The sequence below is a fragment of the Pseudomonas sp. B21-059 genome (assembly GCF_026016285.1).
In the GTDB taxonomy this organism is placed as follows: domain Bacteria; phylum Pseudomonadota; class Gammaproteobacteria; order Pseudomonadales; family Pseudomonadaceae; genus Aquipseudomonas; species Aquipseudomonas danubii.
The window spans coordinates 3,492,228-3,507,727 of sequence record NZ_CP087201.1; the positions used below are offsets into that span (position 1 = coordinate 3,492,228).

Genomic DNA, 15,500 nt, shown 5'->3' on the forward strand with positions numbered 1-15,500 from the left:
CGACCGATGGCCGCAGGCATTGGTCTAATTAGCCCGCCGCTGCTTTCGTCTGTTTGCTACCATGCGCGGGTTTTTGCCTGTCTGGCTGTTCAAAGGGCGTTATTTCATGAGTGTTTTGCTGACTCGCCGCACCCTGCTTACCAGCGCCGGGGTGCTTGGCCTGGGCCTGCTCGCCGGTTGCGACAACAGTCCCCGACTGTCCTTCAAATATGGCAAGGACCTGAGCAATCAGATTCTCGGCCGCACCTTCAAACTCACCGATTCCCAGGGCGAAACCAAGTCGCTGTCCAGCTACCGTGGCCTGATGCCGATGATCTTCTTCGGCTTCACCCAGTGCCCGGCGGTCTGCCCCACCACCCTGGCCCGCGCCGCCCAGGCCAAGAAGCTCATGGGCCGCGACGGCGACCGCCTGAAAGTGGTGTTCATCACCCTGGACCCCGAGCGCGACACGCCCGAGGTGCTTGACGCCTACGTCAAAGCCTTCGACCCGAGCTTCGAGGCGCTTTACGGCACCCTGGAAGAAACCGCGGCCACCGCCAAGGAATTTGGCGTGTTCTACGAAAAGATCCCCAGCGGTTCGACCTACACCCTGTCCCACACCGCCACCAGTTTCGTCTACGACTCCCGGGGCACCTTGCGCCTGGGTCTGTCCCAGTCCCTCAACGCCCAAGAGTGCGCGGAAGATCTGCTCACCGTCATGGAGGTCTGTTAATGAACTCGCAACGTCGCCCATCCCGGATCCAATCCGCCCTGCTGATGCTCTCCCTGCTGGGCCTGGCCGGCACCGCCAGCGCCGCGACCCAGGTGGACAACGCCTGGGTCCGCGCCACCGTCCCTGGCCAGCACGCCAGCGGCGCCTTCATGGACCTCACCGCCAGCAGCGACAGCAAGCTGGTTGAAGTGCAATCGCCCGTGGCCAAGAACGTGCAGATCCATCAGTCGAGCATGCACAACGACGTGATGAGCATGCAGCAAGTGGACGCCTTGGCCCTGCCGGCCGGGAAGAAAGTCAGCCTGGACAGCCACGGCTATCACGTGATGCTCATGGAGCTGACCGGCCAGATCAAGGCCGGCGACACAGTGCCCCTGACCCTGATCGTGGAAAACGCCAAGGGCGAGAAGGAAACCATCAAGGTCCAAGCCCAGGCCCGCGCGCTGAATGCGCCGGATCACAGCATGATGAAGCACTAAAGTGAGCTGAAACACAGGCTCCCGGGCCATAAAAAAGCCGCGCCAGAGACAGCAAGCGCGGCTTTTTTTTGCCTGGATCTCAACCGCGCGGGGCTATTTCCCCACGCCGATCCGTATGCCACTCTACGCGCCACTCGCCAAAAAACATGGCTAAAAGCCATTTCCCCGCGTTGACCCGATCGATCATCGAGCACGCCACGACCTGGGCAAGCACCATCAAGGATTCGATATGTCGCCAGACCGCACAGTGATTCATGTGCTTTTTTTCGCCGATAAGCCAGGGCAACCGGTGGTGTTGCCGCTCACCGACGACTATGAAGTGGCTTTTGAAAAAACATCTCCGATCACCGACCAGCCTTCTTACTGCCTGCAGATTGCACGGCGGTCGACGCCGATAGCCTCTGCCGAATTGAGCGTTGCGTCATTCACCACGCTTTATGGCGAAAATGGCAGTGGCAAAACCGCGATGCTGCTTGAGTTGTGCGAGGGTCTGGTCAACTGGAGTAACGACTCGAACATCAGTGTGCTTTGGGAGGACCGGACTGGCCTGCACCTGGCAAAAGGCACCTCGCTTCAAGGCGTCGAACTGCAAGCTGGTGAGGTGATGAATGAACTCAACAGATCCGCGATGCCTGATTTTTTCACGGCTTTCTATACGACCTCTCCTTTTGAAAGAGCCAGACTGAATCGTTTGAAGGCGCGGGGAGTCAAGGACCTCAGCACACAAGCGTGGCAGGCCAGGCAATCGGACCCGATCGCAGCATTCAGTGCCTATCCCTACCTCAAGGGGCGAGCCGATTTTGTTTCCACGACCCAGGTCAACATAACGGTCAAGCCGATCTCTCTGGTAGAAGCGCTCAGGACCTACGGCAGGCACGGTACTCGGACGTACAGCAATCTGCAGCCAGAACTCAAATCCTATATGCAAGAGTTGGATCGAAGCGCTTCGGTCGCAACCAAGTTCATCTTGTCCTTTACCCTGTTGAGGGCTACCGACAGGTTTTATGAACATCAACGTCATGAGTTGATAAATGCGTTGGTAACGATGATCCGAGAAAACCAGCCTTGGTTGGATGATCACCTGACATCCAACCTCGAGCAGCTCAACCTGCTTTCGAACGACCCATTGCTGATGGAACTGTTATTCGAGGCACAACAGGCCCTGGAGGTGGTCGCGAAACTCTTTGACGGTCTTCGCCAATGGAACCGCAGAGCAAGCCTGTCATACCTGAATCGAAAGATCGGTCAGCAGATCCGCCGGCATGAAGGCCTGCTTTCTGAAGTCGCGGCACTCGGTCTGCTGGAGCTCTCCTTTGAAGCACTGAGCTCCGGCCAGGCCAGCATGATGTCCCTCTACTGTTCGGTCGCCAAGGCCATCGGTGAGTTCGAGCTCCAGTCTGAAGCCAGCAGCCTGGTGTTATGCCTGGATGAAGCCGAGTTGTTCATGCACCCCAAATGGCAGAGCCTTTACATTCACGACTTGCTGGAATTCATTCAGCAGTTCGCAAGCGTTGCCAAACGCACCCACCTGTTCATTTCAACCCACTCGTTGCTTGTTGTAGCGGACACCCCCGCCAATCGCCTCTTCGACCTGGACTGCAAGCGATTGGACAATGCGTTCGGGTACACCGCCAAGCAGACCCTGACGAAGGTGTTTAAGGTCGACAGTTTCACCGGTTCCTGCAACGCCCAGCGACTGAGCGAATTGTCCAGGCTCCTCAACCGGGGCAGGCTCGACTCCCAGCAAATGAACAGGGCCTTGAGTATCACCAAAACCCTGGCCAGTGAAACGCTGCAATCCCACGTCATGGATCAACTGTTGGTGCTGGGGATGAAATCAGATGCTCAAGTTTAAGGCCCTCTCTCGCGAGGTCGAAGATCTGCACTTGAAAACCCTGGGAAAACGTTTCGACGAGGTACTCAATCACTGGACGGAACTCGACGACTACCCGGCCTGTGCCACTAAATTGCGCGAAAGGTTGAAAGACAGGCGCCGGGATATTCTCATCGGCGGCGTGCAGGAACTCCGGAGTGTGATTGATCAAGTCGAAGACGATGCGCAAGATCTATTGGAGTATTTAGTAAAGCGTCCTCGAGGCAAGAAAAGGAAAGATCATCCGCAAATGGAGCTTCTGATTAATAAGCTCAATGAACTATTCAACTACGCGAAATTTGACGATAAGGATGACGGATGGAATGCCTACAAGCTGGTAGCTCAGCACTCTCTCCGTATCTGCCCTTATTGCCATATGAACCATGTGAACTACCACGAACAACGGGCAAAGAACTCAGGGGAGCTGGAGCTGCGCCCACCTCTGGATCATTTTCTGCCTCAATCGATCTACCCGTACCTGGCCGTTTCGCTGTACAACCTCATCCCCTGTTGTGACCGCTGCAACTCCACGACGATCAAGGGCGCCAAGGACCCCAAGCAGACGATTCCGCACCCATTCGACGATTCCGCTCTCAGGATGAGTTTCAAGGTGGAGGGCTCCGCACTGGGAATACACGGACTCACTGATGAAGAGCTCGGACTGAGTGTCACCGGCGATGGCGCCTGGCAGAATTTCGCCGAATTCTTTCGCCTGCAAGAGCGTTATCAATGGCATCGCGCCGAAATGAACGACATGCTCCTGCGCATCCAGACCCTGGAGGAAAGTGATGATGTCCTTGAAAAGTTGATGATACGTCCGTTGTTCATCCTTGGTTTCGCCCCGTATGACGTTGAAAAACGTGCTCTGGGCATCTGCCTGCTGGATATCGCCAAAAACCTCAAGGCGCTTTGAGCCTCAGCAAATTCCCCGCGCCAACCACACCGTAAGCCCGCAGCACTCCGGGTCTTCACTGACCTGCTGCACCACCTCGAAACCATGGGTGTCGAGCAAGGTGCAGTATTCCCCCGGGTCCAGGCTCGCGTGGTACAGGGCCTCGCCTTCGAACTCGCCGATAGCCTCCCCTGCTGCAGGTCCGCTGGTGAACATCAGGGCGCAGCCGGGGCCGGCATGGCGTTCGAACACGGCGAACATGGCGCGCTGATCGTCCGGGCTCAGGTGGAACAGGCTGTTCCAGGCCAGAATGCCGGCAAAGTCCTGGTCCAGGGCCAGACCGCGCATGTCGGCATTGATCCACTGCTGTTGGGGAAAGCGCTGGCGACACTGATCCAGCAAGGCGGCGCTGCTGTCGACGCCAGTGACCGCGTATCCATGTTCGAGCAGATAGCGCGCTACCGGCTCGCCACCGCCACACCCCAGGTCCAGTACCTGCCGGCCAGTCCCCATGACCTGGCGAAAGCGTTCGAACCAGGCTTGTTCGCTGTGAAATGCCTGGGTGTTGGCCCTACGCGCCCGGTCCCAAGCCTGGGCATGACGCTGGTACAGATCGACGATGTGACGGGCGGATTCGTGCATCCACAGGCTTCCTTGTGCTGTTCGGTGGCCGCGGATTACAGCACAAGGGCGCCAGGCAAAGCGAAGTTGGCGGTGCTGCGTTATGTGGCCTGGCCGTTGGCATCCCAGGCCACCGGGGCGTGGCCAAGGAACTGACGCAGTTCGGCCAGCAACTTGTCGCTGGAGTGGCTGCTGGGCCGGTCGGCGACAAACCTCAGGCCCGGCATGATTGCCTGCACCCCGTCGTAGTGCCACTGCCCAGGAGTGCGCTCCGTTTCCTGCAAGGCCCGGGCGAAGATCGCCAGGTCCCGACGGGCCCGGGGAATGCCGCTGCTGCGCTCGACCCAGCTTTCATAACGCTGGCGGATTTCGATACGCCCCTGATTGACGATGGCCAGCACCGCGCAGCGGCTGCGATTGTGCAACGCCACCGGCGACAGGCCGAAGTACTCGCCCTCGCCCTGCCATGCGCCGTCAGGCAGGCGAAAGATCGCCAGATCGATGTCCGGGTACTCTTCGATCCGTGTGGCGGGATGCTCCACCAGCGCCGTGCTGCGCTGCAGCTCCTGCATGGCCGGGTCGTACAGCTCGGCGTAACGCCGGGTGTTATCCAGCACATCGGCCAGTTGCGGCAGCAGTGCGGTGAAACGCGCCATGAGTTGCCGGTCGTTGCCGCCCTGGCTGTGGCTGCGCACTCGGGCGGCCAGGGCATGCAGGGTAAAGGCGCAGTGCAGGGCCTGGGACGAAGTGCCCCGGGTGAAGTCGCCGAGTCGTGCGATATCGATCAGCAATTGACGGTGCCGCAGGGCCTGCTCGGGGGCCAGGAAGGCGTAGACCGAGGCCAGCCCGTCAAGATCGAAATGATCGCTGGTGATCACCTGCGCCTGTTCCACCCTCAGCCCCTGCTGGAGAAAGATCAGGGCGCTGGTGGTGGACAGGTTGGCCTTGTAGGCGCTGGGAGTCTTGTTGGCCGGCCAATGGGACAGGGTCAGCACGGTGGCCGGATTGTCGATGGAATCCAGGGAGATATTGGACCGTCTGCGGGTCTGGCCCAGGGGCAGGAATCCATAGGGGCTGTGGGGCCCCAGGCGCCAGGGTTGCAAGCCAAGCTCCAGCGGCGCTTCGCCGGCGCCGGGCGCCAGTCGCTGATGCAACTGCCGGGGCAGCTCCCGCAGCGCCGGCGTTGCGCTGCTGAGTTCGCCCGAACCGTCCAGGCGATAGCTGAACTGGCGCAGGTTCTCCCGGCGCAGGTCCCGAGGGTTGCCATTGCACACCCCGCAGCCCGGGCCGCCGAGGACGCTGAACAGATCGGTGAACTGATTGTCGGCAATGCCGATGGCGCGTCCCCCCAGCAGGCGAAGGTCCAGGTGCGCGAACAATGGGGCGACTCCTGGATCGAAAAGGAAGCCCTGTTCCTGGCAAGCGGTATTGAGGCTGTTCATCTGTATGTCCTTGAAGTGTGATGAGTCAGGCAGGCCTCAGGCCTCGGCCAGCGCCCGGGTATGGTGGCGCCGGACCTGACGCATGCTGATAAACAGCAGGGCCGATACCCCGGCGTAGAGACCGAACAGCCAGGCCGCGGCCTGGGCCGTACCGGCAACACCGGCGCTGGAGCTGAGTCCGGCCAGGTTGACAATCATCCCCGCCAGCGCCGCGCCCAGGGCCGTGGCCACCAGTTGCACCGTGGTGATCGAGGCGCCCGCCAGCTCCTTCTGGTCATCGGCCGCGTTTTCCAGGACTCGGGACAACAGATGGGGCCACGCCAGGCCGATCCCTGTGCCCACCAGCAACATGGCCAGGCACACCGCCCCCAGGCTCAGGAGCGGCGTGGCCGTGGCAGGCATGAACAGACAGGCCAGGAGCAGGCCGGCCACCACCAGAAACGGCCCGCTGGCGATGGCCCGGGCCGCGCCCAGGGGGCTCAGGCCAGAGCTGAAGATCGCCCCCAGGGTCCAGCCGGCCGCCATCAGCGCGGCGATGTAACCCGCCAGCAAGGGCGTCTGCTGATGCAGTTCTTGCAGGAACAGCGGCACAAAGACCTCGCTGGTCATGCCCACCACCAGCAGCGCCATGGAGAGGTACAGCGCCAGCAAGGGGCTGCCGGACTTCAGGCTGTCGCGGGGCAAGAGACGTTTGCCGGAGCGGTTCTCCAGCACCACCACCAGCAGCAACAGGCCCAGACCGACGCCCAGCCCCAAAGCGTTGTACCCGGGCGAAGGTGTGATGCTGCCAATGGAGATCGCCAGCACCACCGCGGTCAGCAACACCAGTTGCAGCCCGGGAATGGGGCTGCGGGGCGCCGTTTCGCGGCTTTTGCCCGGTAACAGGGCGATCGCCAGCAGCATGAACAGCAAGGTGCAGGGCAGCAGCACCCAGAACGCCGCACGCCAGGCGCCGTGTTCGGCGAAGACCCCGCCCACGGCTGGGCCGATCAGGGTGGCCGCGCCCCACATGGCGGAAATCAGCGCCATCGCCCGGGGCCATAGCGGCTCGTCGAACACCAGGCGGATCATCGCGTAGGGCAAGGCGAACAGCAGCCCTCCGCCCAGGCCCTGGACACTGCGCCCGATGATCAGCCAGCCCATGTCCGGGGCCAGGGCACACAGGCCGCAACCGAGCATGAACACCAGGCCGGCCAGGGCATAGGCGAGCTTCGGCCCCAGTATCCCCAGGGCCCGGGTGGACAGCACCGAACCTATGATCGAGGCCACCACGAACAAGGTGGTATTCCAGGCGTAGTAGTCCAGGCCGCCGATATCCTTGACCACCGAAGGCAACAGCGTGGTGACCAGGTACACATTGATTGCATGCAGCGCCACGCCACCGGCCAGGGCTGCCGAGCGCAGTCCGTTCTTGCCCAGTAACAGTGCTGACCATCCGTTTGTCGAAGCCATGCCTTGCTCCCTTAGGGTGTTCGATAAAGCCGCACTGTATTACACAAGCAATTACTTTGATAATTAATTTTTCATCGTCTCGCTCTCTTGCCCAATCCGCCGTTCAAAGCGCGACAATCGCCGGGCCCCTTGGCCGGAGCCTGTTATGCTTGCGCGGTTAGCAGCGTCCAGCACGCCCTTGATACCCCACTTGCGCATTGGTTAATGGCCCAGCATGTCCTCGATATCCTCCCCTGCCGAGAAGAAGAACCCCGGAGCCACCGCCGAGCGAATTCTGTTTCTGCTGAAAACCCGCGGCCCCTTGAAAACCGCCGACCTGGCCCCGCTGCTCAAGGTGTCCCTGGAAGCCACCCGCCAGCAGCTACAGAAACTGCTGGACGCTGAACTGATCGCCGGGCAGATGATGCCGGCCCAGGGCGCCGGGCGTCCGTCGCAGAAATGGGTGTTGACCGAGCAGGCCCAGGCCCGTTTTCCCGACACCCATGCCCACCTGACCCTGCAACTGATCGATTCGATTCGCGCGGTCTATGGGGCCGACGGCGTGGAACGCATCGTCACTGATATGGAGCGGGTCAACACCGCGCAGTACCTCGACGTCTGCGCCCCGCTACCAACCCTGGAAGAACGGGTCCGGGCCCTGGCGCAGATCCGTGAAGTCGCCGGCTACATGGCCAGTGTCGAGGCCGACGGCGAGGGCTGGCTGTTGATCGAGAGTCACTGTCCGATCTGTGTCGCGGCCCAGCAGTGCCAGGGTTTCTGCCGCTCCGAACTGCAAGTGTTCCAGGCCGCCATTGGCGATCTGGGCCAGGTGCAGCGCGTGGAGCACCTGATCACTGGCGATCGACGCTGCGTTTATCGCATCAGCGCCCTCCAACCGAGTCCCCGCCCGTGATCGCCCCGACCCTGTCGCGCCTGCTCAAGGGTGGCGCGCTGATCCTCGGCGTTGCCGCACTCACCCTGCTGGCCTGGCGTGCCTACGACAGCGAGCGGGGTCCGGCGCTGCAACCCTGGCACCTGCGGGTGCCCCATGAACTGAGCATCGAACAGATCGATCGCGCCGACTGGGCGGCCTGGATGCAGGCCGAGGAGCGTTTGTTTGCCGAAGTCCGGCGTGAAGTCAGCGACCGCCTGGACCCGACCCAGGTCCCGCCCTTCAACCGTTATCGCGTGGACAGCCGGGTCTACCCGCCCCGCTTTGCCACCGACTGGAACCGCTCCTACCTGCTGCGGCCCTCAGGCACGCCACGGGGCGTGGTGGTGCTGCTGCATGGTTTGACCGACTCGCCCTACAGCTTGCGCCACGTTGCCAGGCGCTACGTCGAACACGGTTACCTGGCCATCGGCCTGCGCCTGCCCGGCCACGGCACGGTGCCGGCCGGCCTGACCGACGCCCACTGGCAGGACTGGCTGGCCGCCACCCGCCTGGCCCTGCGTGCCGCTCGGGCCGAAGTCCCGGCGCCTGCGCCCTTGCATGTCGTCGGTTACTCCAACGGTGGTGCCCTGGCGGTCAAGTACGCCCTGGACGCCCTGGACAATCCGCAGTTGCCGCAGGCCCAGCGCCTGGTGCTGATTTCGCCGATGATCGGCGTGGCCCCGTCGGCGCGCTTTGCCGGTGTGGCCGGCTGGCCGGCGGTGTTTCCGGCCTTCAGCAAGGCGGCCTGGCTGAACCTGCGCCCTGAGTACAACCCGTTCAAGTACAACTCGTTTCCGGTCAATGCCGCGCGCCAGTCATGGCTGCTGACCGATGCCCTGCAAAGCCAGTTGCTGGCCCTGGTGGGCGACCCGCGCCTGAACCGGTTGCCACCGATCCTCAGCTTCCAGTCACTGACCGATGCCACGGTCAGTACCCCTGCCCTGGTCTCCGGCCTGTACCGGCAACTGCCGGCCAACGGCAGTGAGCTGGTGATTTTCGACCTCAACCGGGACCGGGACTTCGAAGGCCTGCTGGACCCCGCCAGCCTCACCTCCCTGGCCAGCCTGCTGCCGGCACCGCCGCGCAACTACAGCACCCGGGTGCTGACCAATGAAGGCAGCGACGGCGCGACCCTGGCCGAAGTCAGCACCCCCGCCCTGAGCCTGGACAGCCAGCGACGGCCCCTGGATCTAGCCTATCCGGCGGGGGTGTTTTCCTTGTCCCACGTGGCCTTGCCGTTCCCTGTGGACGACGGTTTGTACGGGACCCAGCCCACCCCCGGAGAAGACTTCGGCGTGCACCTGGGCACCATCGCCGCCCGCGGTGAACGCGGCGTGCTGGTGGTGCCCATGGAGGAACTGATGCGCCTGACCGCCAACCCGTTCTTCCCCTACCTGATCCAGCGCATCGAAGCCGATATAGATCAAGCAACAGTTCAATCATTGATTCGCTGAATAGCTGGATGTTAGCGTCTGCCCCCTTTTCCCCCTTGATTTCCGAGGGGGCACGACTGCCGCGATGGCAGGGAACCCTGATGAAAGCAATGCTTCGAACCCAAGCCGCGGGCCTGGCCCTGCTGCTGGCCGCCGCCAGCCAGACGCTGCAAGCCGCCGCGCAACAGGACTACTGGTACGTGCAGACCAGCGTCTACACCAACCACTGGAGCAACGATCCCGACCACAACAACCACCAGGATCTGATCGGCCTGGAGCGCAACTACGCCGACGGTCAATTGTGGGGCGTGAGCACCTTTCGCAACTCCTTCTCCCAGCGCTCCTACTACGCGTACCTGGGCAAGGCCTGGGAACACGCCGACTGGCCGGTCTACGCCAAGCTCAGCGGCGGCCTGATCCAGGGCTACAAGGGCGACTACAAGGACAAGATCCCGTTGAACCACTTTGGCGTGGCGCCGGTGCTGATTCCGGCGGTGGGCGTGCACTACGGACCGGTGGGCACCGAGCTGGTGGTGCTGGGCGCTGCCGCAGTGATGGTCAACGTCGGCTACCGCTTCTGAGCCCCGGCAAACTCGCACAATCGTACAAGACGCTGTCTCGCTGCCTTTCCTAGACTCCCTCGACCAATGACTGGGGCGCCGCTCCGGGTCTTTGCCTCGGTAATGAGCAAAAGGTGAGGAAACCTATGCAGGTCGAGCAACAGATGCCGTTCGCACAAAGCACGTCAGGTGCTCTGCGCAGGGTGGCCCCGGCCGCGCTGGCCATTGTCCCGGTGAGCATGCTGTTCGGCCTGCTGGCAGGTCGCGCCGACTGGTCACTGCTGGAGGTGGCACTGGTGGGGCTGCTGGGATTCACCGGCAGCGGTCAGTTCGCCGCCCTGCCCCTGGCCCAGTCGGGAGCCGGGTTCTTCACCCTGCTGCTGGTCTCGGCTTCGATCAACAGCCGTTACCTGCCCATTGCCTTCACCTCCAGCCCACGGTTGCCCCGGGGGTTCCTGCAAAAGGCCGCGGCGGCCCATATGCTGGGGGACGAGGCCTACGCCACCGAGCACGAACGGGACAATCCGGTCACGGTGCTGGTGATACGCGCAACGATCTTCCTGACCTGGGCACTGGCCGGGGTGCTGGGGGCATGGCTGGGCAAATGGCTGCCGCTGCAGTGGATCGGCACCGAGGTCAACCTGGGCTACCCGGCCAGCGTGGTGTTGATGTACCTGTCGCTGGCGCAGTTGCGCAGCCGCTTGAGCCTGGCGCACGAACGTCGTCTGGCCATCTTGTCGATGGTGGCGCTCTGTGTCGCGGTGACCCTGGTATTGATCATGCTCCTGGGCACCCTGTACTTCTGGATTCCCAGTGTGCTGATCAGCACTGTCCTGCTTTCCAGGGCCAAGCCATGAACGATTCGGCCTGGGTCACCATTGCTGCGCTACTGGCCACCAGTTGCCTGGTGCGGATCATTCCGGCGTTCGTGAGCATCCGCCTGCAACCCGGCCTGCAGCGTTGCCTGGAGCGGGTGCTGCCGGTGGCGGTGTTCATCAACTTCGCGGTGTACATCGCCTTCAGCGAGATGAGCCGCGAGCCCCTGGCAGCCTCGGTGTCCCTGTTGCTGGTGGGGCTCATTGCCCTGAGCAACAGCCTGGGCCTGATCAGCACCGCGGCGATTGGCACGGCGGCCTATTTTACGGTCCTGCACCTGAGCGCTGCGGCCTGATGCAGGCCGGTTTCGGGACTATGGTTGATCCTCGCAACCCAGTCCCTGGCGCTGGGGCTCTTCATCCGCCAGGGTCTTGCCGGTACGGGCCATGATCTGCCCCTGCAAGGCCCGCAACTCACTGCCGTCCAGACGCTTGCAGCTGTTGATTTCCCAGACATCGCCGGTGGCGGTACTCACCGAGAACAGCCCCCAGTACTCAGTGGCGCCGGCCTTGGGATCGTTGTAGCCGAGGCTGAAGTCGAAGTAGCCCGGATGCGGCGGCTGGCCGCTGTCGTCCTGCAGGTCACCATCGACAAAGACCCCGGGGTTGCTCAGTTGATAGTCCTGATGCTTCAAGGCTACCAGCAGCACTTCCTGGGCCTGCTCGCGGGTCAGGCCCGTGGCCTTGACCTCATCCGGCTGCAGCACTGCACCGGCACAGGCGACGAGTGCCGCGCAGGCCAGGGGCAGGCCCAGCAGCCATGCGTGGGGATTTTTTCTCAGCACGCCATGCGCCCTCTGACCGCGACAATGATCTTCGCCAGGTACTCGGCAAAACCGTTGCGGCCACCGGAGGCCGCGTCGCCACTGTTGTAGCCGCTGCGCACCAGGGCCTGGGCGAACTCCATGGGGTCGCGCTTGCTGCGCACCGACGAGCCATAGCGCAAGGCGAAGGACTGGGCACACTTCTGGAACGAGTCGAACTTCGCCACCTTGATGTTGGCGTTGCCCTGGGGCGCCTCGGCCCCGCTCTGCAGGGGCGCCGGGGCATGCAAGGAGAAATAGTTATTGAGCTCGCGGGCAATGCGTCCGGCGCCGTACTGGCTCTCCTGGGCCGCCAGGCCAAGGATGTTTTCCACCGGCAGGTCCAGTTGATCGGCGATCGGCTGGCAGGCTGCCTTGTATTTGCTGACAAAGGTCACGGCATTGGTGTTGTTGCACAGTTTGGCGCTCACGATTGCTCCCTCATTTGACTGGTCGATTCCATTTGCCACAGGTGAAACATGCCGATTATAGAGCAGCATCCAGGCCTTGCCTCAGGCCTGCGCACCGATACCAATGACTGATTTCACGCAAAAAATTGACGCTTTTTTCTCGTTATACACTCTAGATTGCAAGTGATTTCTACGTGCCGCGCCTGTTCCTCATGAGCGGCGCCACTTTGAACAAGGACCGCACGATGAACAGTCCTGCCAGCGAAGCAGATGAATACTTGATGATGCAGGCCGCCCACTGGTGCATCCGCCTGCGTGAGGCCGATTGCAGCCTGGATGAACGCCAGGCGTTCGAAGACTGGCTGCAGAGTGACCCAAGCCACGCCTTTGAGTACGCCAAAATGCTCGAGGCCTGGGACCTGACCGGGCATCTGTCCCCTTCCCGGCCGACCTATTGAACGGCTGACACTCACAGGTCGAAGCGGTCGATGGCCCGGCGTCGTTCATTGTCATCACGCATGTCATAGCTGGCGGTGGTCTGGATATTGGTGTGGTGCGCCAGCTTCTGGGCGATCGACAGGTCATGTTCCTCGATCACCCGGGTAATGAACGAACGACGAAAGTCGTGGGGCATGATGCGCACGCCAACCTGGGCGCCCCGCTGGCGGGCGATGTAGTAGATGGCGTGCTTGCTGATGCGTTCACGGGTGATATGACCACCGCGACGAATCCGGTTGAACAGGAAAGCGTCGTCCTCAAGGCCTGCCGGCAAGTCTGCGCGACGCAGGTCCAGCCAGGCCTGGAGCTTGTCGAAGGCCCAGGCCGGGGCGTACTTGATCAGTTGCTTGTTGCCCTTGGCCAGCACCTGCAGGCTGCGCTGGACGAAGTCCACCTGGGCCAGGTCCAGGTTCACCGATTCGGACTTGCGCATGCCCGAGCCGTACAGCACCGCGATGATTGCCGCGTCGCGCACGCCCTGGGGCCGCGGGTCGGCGGCACACACCGCCATCAGGTCCTGGATCAGCCCGCGCTTGAGATTGCGCCCCCGGGACAGGCGCGTACCGCCCATGGCCTTGACCGAGCGCATTTTCAGCAGATGGTCCTGGCTGATCAGACTGCTGCGCCAGGCTTCGTTCATCACCCCGCGCAGGGCATTGACGTACAGCGACGAGGTATTCGGGGCATAGCCGTCACGGCGCAATGTGGCCACCAGGGCCGTCACCTGCTCGGGTTGCAGGTGGTGCCAGGGGATGTCCTCAAGGTTGAGTTCGTCATACCCCAGGCGATCGGCGGCGTCCTGCAGCACGTAACGCAGGGTCGACTGGCTGGAGGGCGCCAGACGGGCCAGGTACAGGCGCAACGGGTTGGCCTTGTGAGCGTTGTCGGCAACGGCCGGTTGTTCCTGCGAAGTCATGCTCCCCCCGAAGGCAAAGACGATGCCGGAGCGCAGTTCCCTGCGCCGTTCATGGCCAAGTTCAAGACACCGTTCAAAGCCTCCTGCAAGCGCTCCTTAAAGTGCTTCTTCAAGCCCTTGAAATGGCTGCCGGCACCCCGCCGCACTACAACCTTGACAGCAAACTGAACACTAGCTGTCTGGCCCGCAGAAAAACGGACTTTTGCCCTATTTTTCATATTCGTTTCACATTTTTCCGCTTAATCTCAGCCACCAACAAGCCTCCTGCCGAACGCAGTGCTTTCTCAGGTTGTCAAGATAACACCTTGATCTGCATTTACTTTTAACAAACACCTTCTTTACTCAAACGCTGCATGGATCGCCACCCCGGCCCAATAACTGGATGAGCCTTGATGACTGCATGACCTCCCCCGCGCTCCATCAATCGTTCGTTCGCATCACCCCGTATTTCCGGCATCAGCTAAACCCGAGGTAACCATGAACCAGGCTTTCCTTCCTTTCTCGCGCCCGAGTATCGGCGACGAAGAGATAGCTGCAGTGGAGCAGGTTCTGCGCTCCGGCTGGATCACCACCGGCCCGAAAAACCAGGAACTTGAACAGCAATTCGCCGACCGCGTCGGCGCCCGCCACGCCGTGGCCCTGTCGTCGGCCACCGGCGCCATGCACATCACCCTGCTGGCCCTGGGCATCGGTCCGGGGGATGAAGTCATCACCCCGTCGCAGACCTGGGTCTCCACCGCCAACATGATCTGCCTGCTGGGGGCGACCCCGGTATTCGTCGATGTCGATCCCGACACCCTGATGAGCGACGCCGCCACCATCGAGGCGGCCATTACGCCACGGACCAAGGCCATCATCCCGGTGCACTACGCCGGCGCCGCCTTCGACCTGGACCCGTTGTACGCCCTGGCGGACAAGCACGGCATCCCGGTGATCGAAGACGCCGCCCACGCCGCCGGCACCACCTATCGCGGCCGCGCCATCGGCGCGCGGGGCACGGCAATCTTTTCCTTCCATGCCATCAAGAACATGACCTGCGCCGAAGGTGCGATGTTCGTCAGCGACGACCAAGCCCTGGCCGACCGGGTGCGCATGCTCAAGTTCCACGGTCTGGGGGTGGACGCCTACGATCGCCTGACCCACGGTCGCAAGCCCCAGGCCCAAGTGATCGAGCCCGGATTCAAGTACAACCTGGCGGACATCAACGCCGCCATCGCCCTGGTACAGCTGCAGCGCCTGGACGACATCAACGCCAAGCGCGAAGTGCTGGCCAAGGCTTACCTGCAGCGCCTCGAAGGCCTGCCGGTGCAACCCCTGCACCTGCCCCAGTACCCGCAGCAGCACGCCTGGCACCTGTTCATCCTGCGCATCGACGCCGAACGCTGCGGCCTGGACCGTGAAGCCTTCATGAAGGGCCTGCAGGAGCAGAACATCGGCACCGGCATCCACTTCATCGCCACTCACCTGCATACCTATTATCGACAGCGCTTCGCCGATGTGCGGCTGCCACACACCGAATGGAACTCGGCGCGTCTATGCTCGATCCCACTGTTCCCGGACATGACCCTCGACGATGTCGAACGGGTCTCCGATGCCATTGCCAACCTCCTGGACTGAAGCC

At 62.3% G+C, this 15,500-nt stretch carries 17 protein-coding genes; 11 read left to right on the forward strand and 6 right to left on the reverse strand.

Going from position 1 to position 15,500, the window contains the following annotated elements:
• Positions 1 to 106 precede the first annotated feature (106 nt).
• The 4 genes from LOY69_RS15360 to LOY69_RS15375 all read left to right on the forward strand — a co-directional run bounded on the left by LOY69_RS15360 (position 107) and on the right by LOY69_RS15375 (position 3,977).
• Positions 107 to 712, forward strand: a complete 606-nt coding sequence (locus LOY69_RS15360) for an SCO family protein (RefSeq protein ID WP_102880055.1) — start codon at positions 107 to 109, stop codon at positions 710 to 712.
• On the forward strand, positions 712 to 1,191 hold the full coding sequence (locus LOY69_RS15365) for a copper chaperone PCu(A)C (protein ID WP_123390814.1): 480 nt from the start codon (positions 712 to 714) through the stop codon (positions 1,189 to 1,191). Before LOY69_RS15360 ends, LOY69_RS15365 begins: the two co-directional genes overlap by 1 nt.
• Before the next feature lie 229 nt (positions 1,192 to 1,420).
• The gene (locus LOY69_RS15370) at positions 1,421 to 3,046 is read left to right on the forward strand and encodes an ATP-binding protein (protein ID WP_265073157.1); all 1,626 of its coding nucleotides are present in this window, start codon (positions 1,421 to 1,423) and stop codon (positions 3,044 to 3,046) included.
• Positions 3,033 to 3,977, forward strand: a complete 945-nt coding sequence (locus LOY69_RS15375; protein WP_110651775.1) for a hypothetical protein — start codon at positions 3,033 to 3,035, stop codon at positions 3,975 to 3,977. The genes LOY69_RS15370 and LOY69_RS15375 overlap by 14 nt, the downstream gene beginning before the upstream one ends.
• A 3-nt stretch (positions 3,978 to 3,980) precedes the next feature.
• Here LOY69_RS15375 and LOY69_RS15380 read toward each other — a convergent pair whose 3' ends face one another.
• The 3 genes from LOY69_RS15380 to LOY69_RS15390 form a co-directional block, all read right to left on the reverse strand.
• Positions 3,981 to 4,598, reverse strand: a complete 618-nt coding sequence (locus LOY69_RS15380) for a class I SAM-dependent methyltransferase (protein WP_110651777.1) — start codon at positions 4,596 to 4,598, stop codon at positions 3,981 to 3,983.
• An 80-nt stretch (positions 4,599 to 4,678) separates the two neighbouring features.
• Positions 4,679 to 6,019, reverse strand: a complete 1,341-nt coding sequence (locus LOY69_RS15385; RefSeq protein ID WP_265073158.1) for a DUF6687 family protein — start codon at positions 6,017 to 6,019, stop codon at positions 4,679 to 4,681.
• Between the two features lie 36 nt (positions 6,020 to 6,055).
• A complete protein-coding gene (locus LOY69_RS15390; RefSeq protein ID WP_110651781.1) occupies positions 6,056 to 7,471 on the reverse strand; it encodes an MFS transporter in 1,416 nt (471 codons plus the stop codon).
• Positions 7,472 to 7,685: 214 nt separating this feature from the next.
• On the opposite strand from LOY69_RS15390, the gene LOY69_RS15395 reads away from it, so the two are divergent.
• From LOY69_RS15395 to LOY69_RS15415, 5 genes are all read left to right on the forward strand, one after another.
• The gene (locus tag LOY69_RS15395) at positions 7,686 to 8,363 is read left to right on the forward strand and encodes a helix-turn-helix transcriptional regulator (RefSeq protein ID WP_180988385.1); all 678 of its coding nucleotides are present in this window, start codon (positions 7,686 to 7,688) and stop codon (positions 8,361 to 8,363) included.
• Positions 8,360 to 9,838, forward strand: a complete 1,479-nt coding sequence (locus tag LOY69_RS15400; RefSeq protein WP_265073159.1) for an alpha/beta hydrolase — start codon at positions 8,360 to 8,362, stop codon at positions 9,836 to 9,838. Before LOY69_RS15395 ends, LOY69_RS15400 begins: the two co-directional genes overlap by 4 nt.
• Positions 9,839 to 9,927: 89 nt before the next feature.
• Entirely contained in the window at positions 9,928 to 10,398 is a 471-nt protein-coding gene (locus LOY69_RS15405) for a sn-glycerol-3-phosphate transporter (RefSeq protein ID WP_102880054.1), read from the forward strand.
• Between the two features lie 125 nt (positions 10,399 to 10,523).
• Positions 10,524 to 11,234 carry an AzlC family ABC transporter permease gene (locus LOY69_RS15410; protein WP_265073160.1) on the forward strand — a complete coding sequence of 237 codons (711 nt, stop codon included), beginning with the start codon at positions 10,524 to 10,526 and terminating at the stop codon, positions 11,232 to 11,234.
• Positions 11,231 to 11,548, forward strand: coding sequence for a hypothetical protein (locus LOY69_RS15415; protein WP_102879316.1), 318 nt, complete (start codon positions 11,231 to 11,233; stop codon positions 11,546 to 11,548). The genes LOY69_RS15410 and LOY69_RS15415 overlap by 4 nt, the downstream gene beginning before the upstream one ends.
• A gap of 18 nt (positions 11,549 to 11,566) precedes the next feature.
• Here LOY69_RS15415 and LOY69_RS15420 read toward each other — a convergent pair whose 3' ends face one another.
• On the reverse strand, positions 11,567 to 12,037 hold the full coding sequence (locus LOY69_RS15420) for a hypothetical protein (RefSeq protein ID WP_265073161.1): 471 nt from the start codon (positions 12,035 to 12,037) through the stop codon (positions 11,567 to 11,569).
• On the reverse strand, positions 12,031 to 12,486 hold the full coding sequence (locus LOY69_RS15425) for a glucosaminidase domain-containing protein (protein WP_242553852.1): 456 nt from the start codon (positions 12,484 to 12,486) through the stop codon (positions 12,031 to 12,033). Before LOY69_RS15425 ends, LOY69_RS15420 begins: the two co-directional genes overlap by 7 nt.
• A 224-nt stretch (positions 12,487 to 12,710) precedes the next feature.
• Here LOY69_RS15425 and LOY69_RS15430 point away from each other — a divergent pair, with 224 nt between their 5' ends.
• A complete protein-coding gene (locus tag LOY69_RS15430) occupies positions 12,711 to 12,923 on the forward strand; it encodes a FecR/PupR family sigma factor regulator (protein ID WP_265073162.1) in 213 nt (70 codons plus the stop codon).
• An 11-nt stretch (positions 12,924 to 12,934) separates the two neighbouring features.
• On the opposite strand, the gene xerC is transcribed toward LOY69_RS15430, so the two are convergent.
• Positions 12,935 to 13,879, reverse strand: a complete 945-nt coding sequence (gene xerC / locus LOY69_RS15435; RefSeq protein ID WP_102864992.1) for a tyrosine recombinase XerC — start codon at positions 13,877 to 13,879, stop codon at positions 12,935 to 12,937.
• A gap of 477 nt (positions 13,880 to 14,356) precedes the next feature.
• Here xerC and arnB point away from each other — a divergent pair, with 477 nt between their 5' ends.
• Positions 14,357 to 15,496 carry a UDP-4-amino-4-deoxy-L-arabinose aminotransferase gene (gene arnB, locus LOY69_RS15440; protein ID WP_102879314.1) on the forward strand — a complete coding sequence of 380 codons (1,140 nt, stop codon included), beginning with the start codon at positions 14,357 to 14,359 and terminating at the stop codon, positions 15,494 to 15,496.
• The last annotated feature ends 4 nt before the right edge of the window (positions 15,497 to 15,500 follow it).

Coding starts and splice junctions, on each gene's coding strand:
- LOY69_RS15360 (WP_102880055.1), top strand. CDS start 107: ATGAGTGTTTTGCTGACTCGCCGCACCCTGCTTACCAGCGCCGGGGTG.
- LOY69_RS15365 (WP_123390814.1), top strand. CDS start 712: ATGAACTCGCAACGTCGCCCATCCCGGATCCAATCCGCCCTGCTGATG.
- LOY69_RS15370 (WP_265073157.1), top strand. CDS start 1,421: ATGTCGCCAGACCGCACAGTGATTCATGTGCTTTTTTTCGCCGATAAG.
- LOY69_RS15375 (WP_110651775.1), top strand. CDS start 3,033: ATGCTCAAGTTTAAGGCCCTCTCTCGCGAGGTCGAAGATCTGCACTTG.
- LOY69_RS15380 (WP_110651777.1), bottom strand. CDS start 4,598: ATGCACGAATCCGCCCGTCACATCGTCGATCTGTACCAGCGTCATGCC.
- LOY69_RS15385 (WP_265073158.1), bottom strand. CDS start 6,019: ATGAACAGCCTCAATACCGCTTGCCAGGAACAGGGCTTCCTTTTCGAT.
- LOY69_RS15390 (WP_110651781.1), bottom strand. CDS start 7,471: ATGGCTTCGACAAACGGATGGTCAGCACTGTTACTGGGCAAGAACGGA.
- LOY69_RS15395 (WP_180988385.1), top strand. CDS start 7,686: ATGTCCTCGATATCCTCCCCTGCCGAGAAGAAGAACCCCGGAGCCACC.
- LOY69_RS15405 (WP_102880054.1), top strand. CDS start 9,928: ATGCTTCGAACCCAAGCCGCGGGCCTGGCCCTGCTGCTGGCCGCCGCC.
- LOY69_RS15410 (WP_265073160.1), top strand. CDS start 10,524: ATGCAGGTCGAGCAACAGATGCCGTTCGCACAAAGCACGTCAGGTGCT.
- LOY69_RS15415 (WP_102879316.1), top strand. CDS start 11,231: ATGAACGATTCGGCCTGGGTCACCATTGCTGCGCTACTGGCCACCAGT.
- LOY69_RS15430 (WP_265073162.1), top strand. CDS start 12,711: ATGAACAGTCCTGCCAGCGAAGCAGATGAATACTTGATGATGCAGGCC.
- xerC (WP_102864992.1), bottom strand. CDS start 13,879: ATGACTTCGCAGGAACAACCGGCCGTTGCCGACAACGCTCACAAGGCC.
- arnB (WP_102879314.1), top strand. CDS start 14,357: ATGAACCAGGCTTTCCTTCCTTTCTCGCGCCCGAGTATCGGCGACGAA.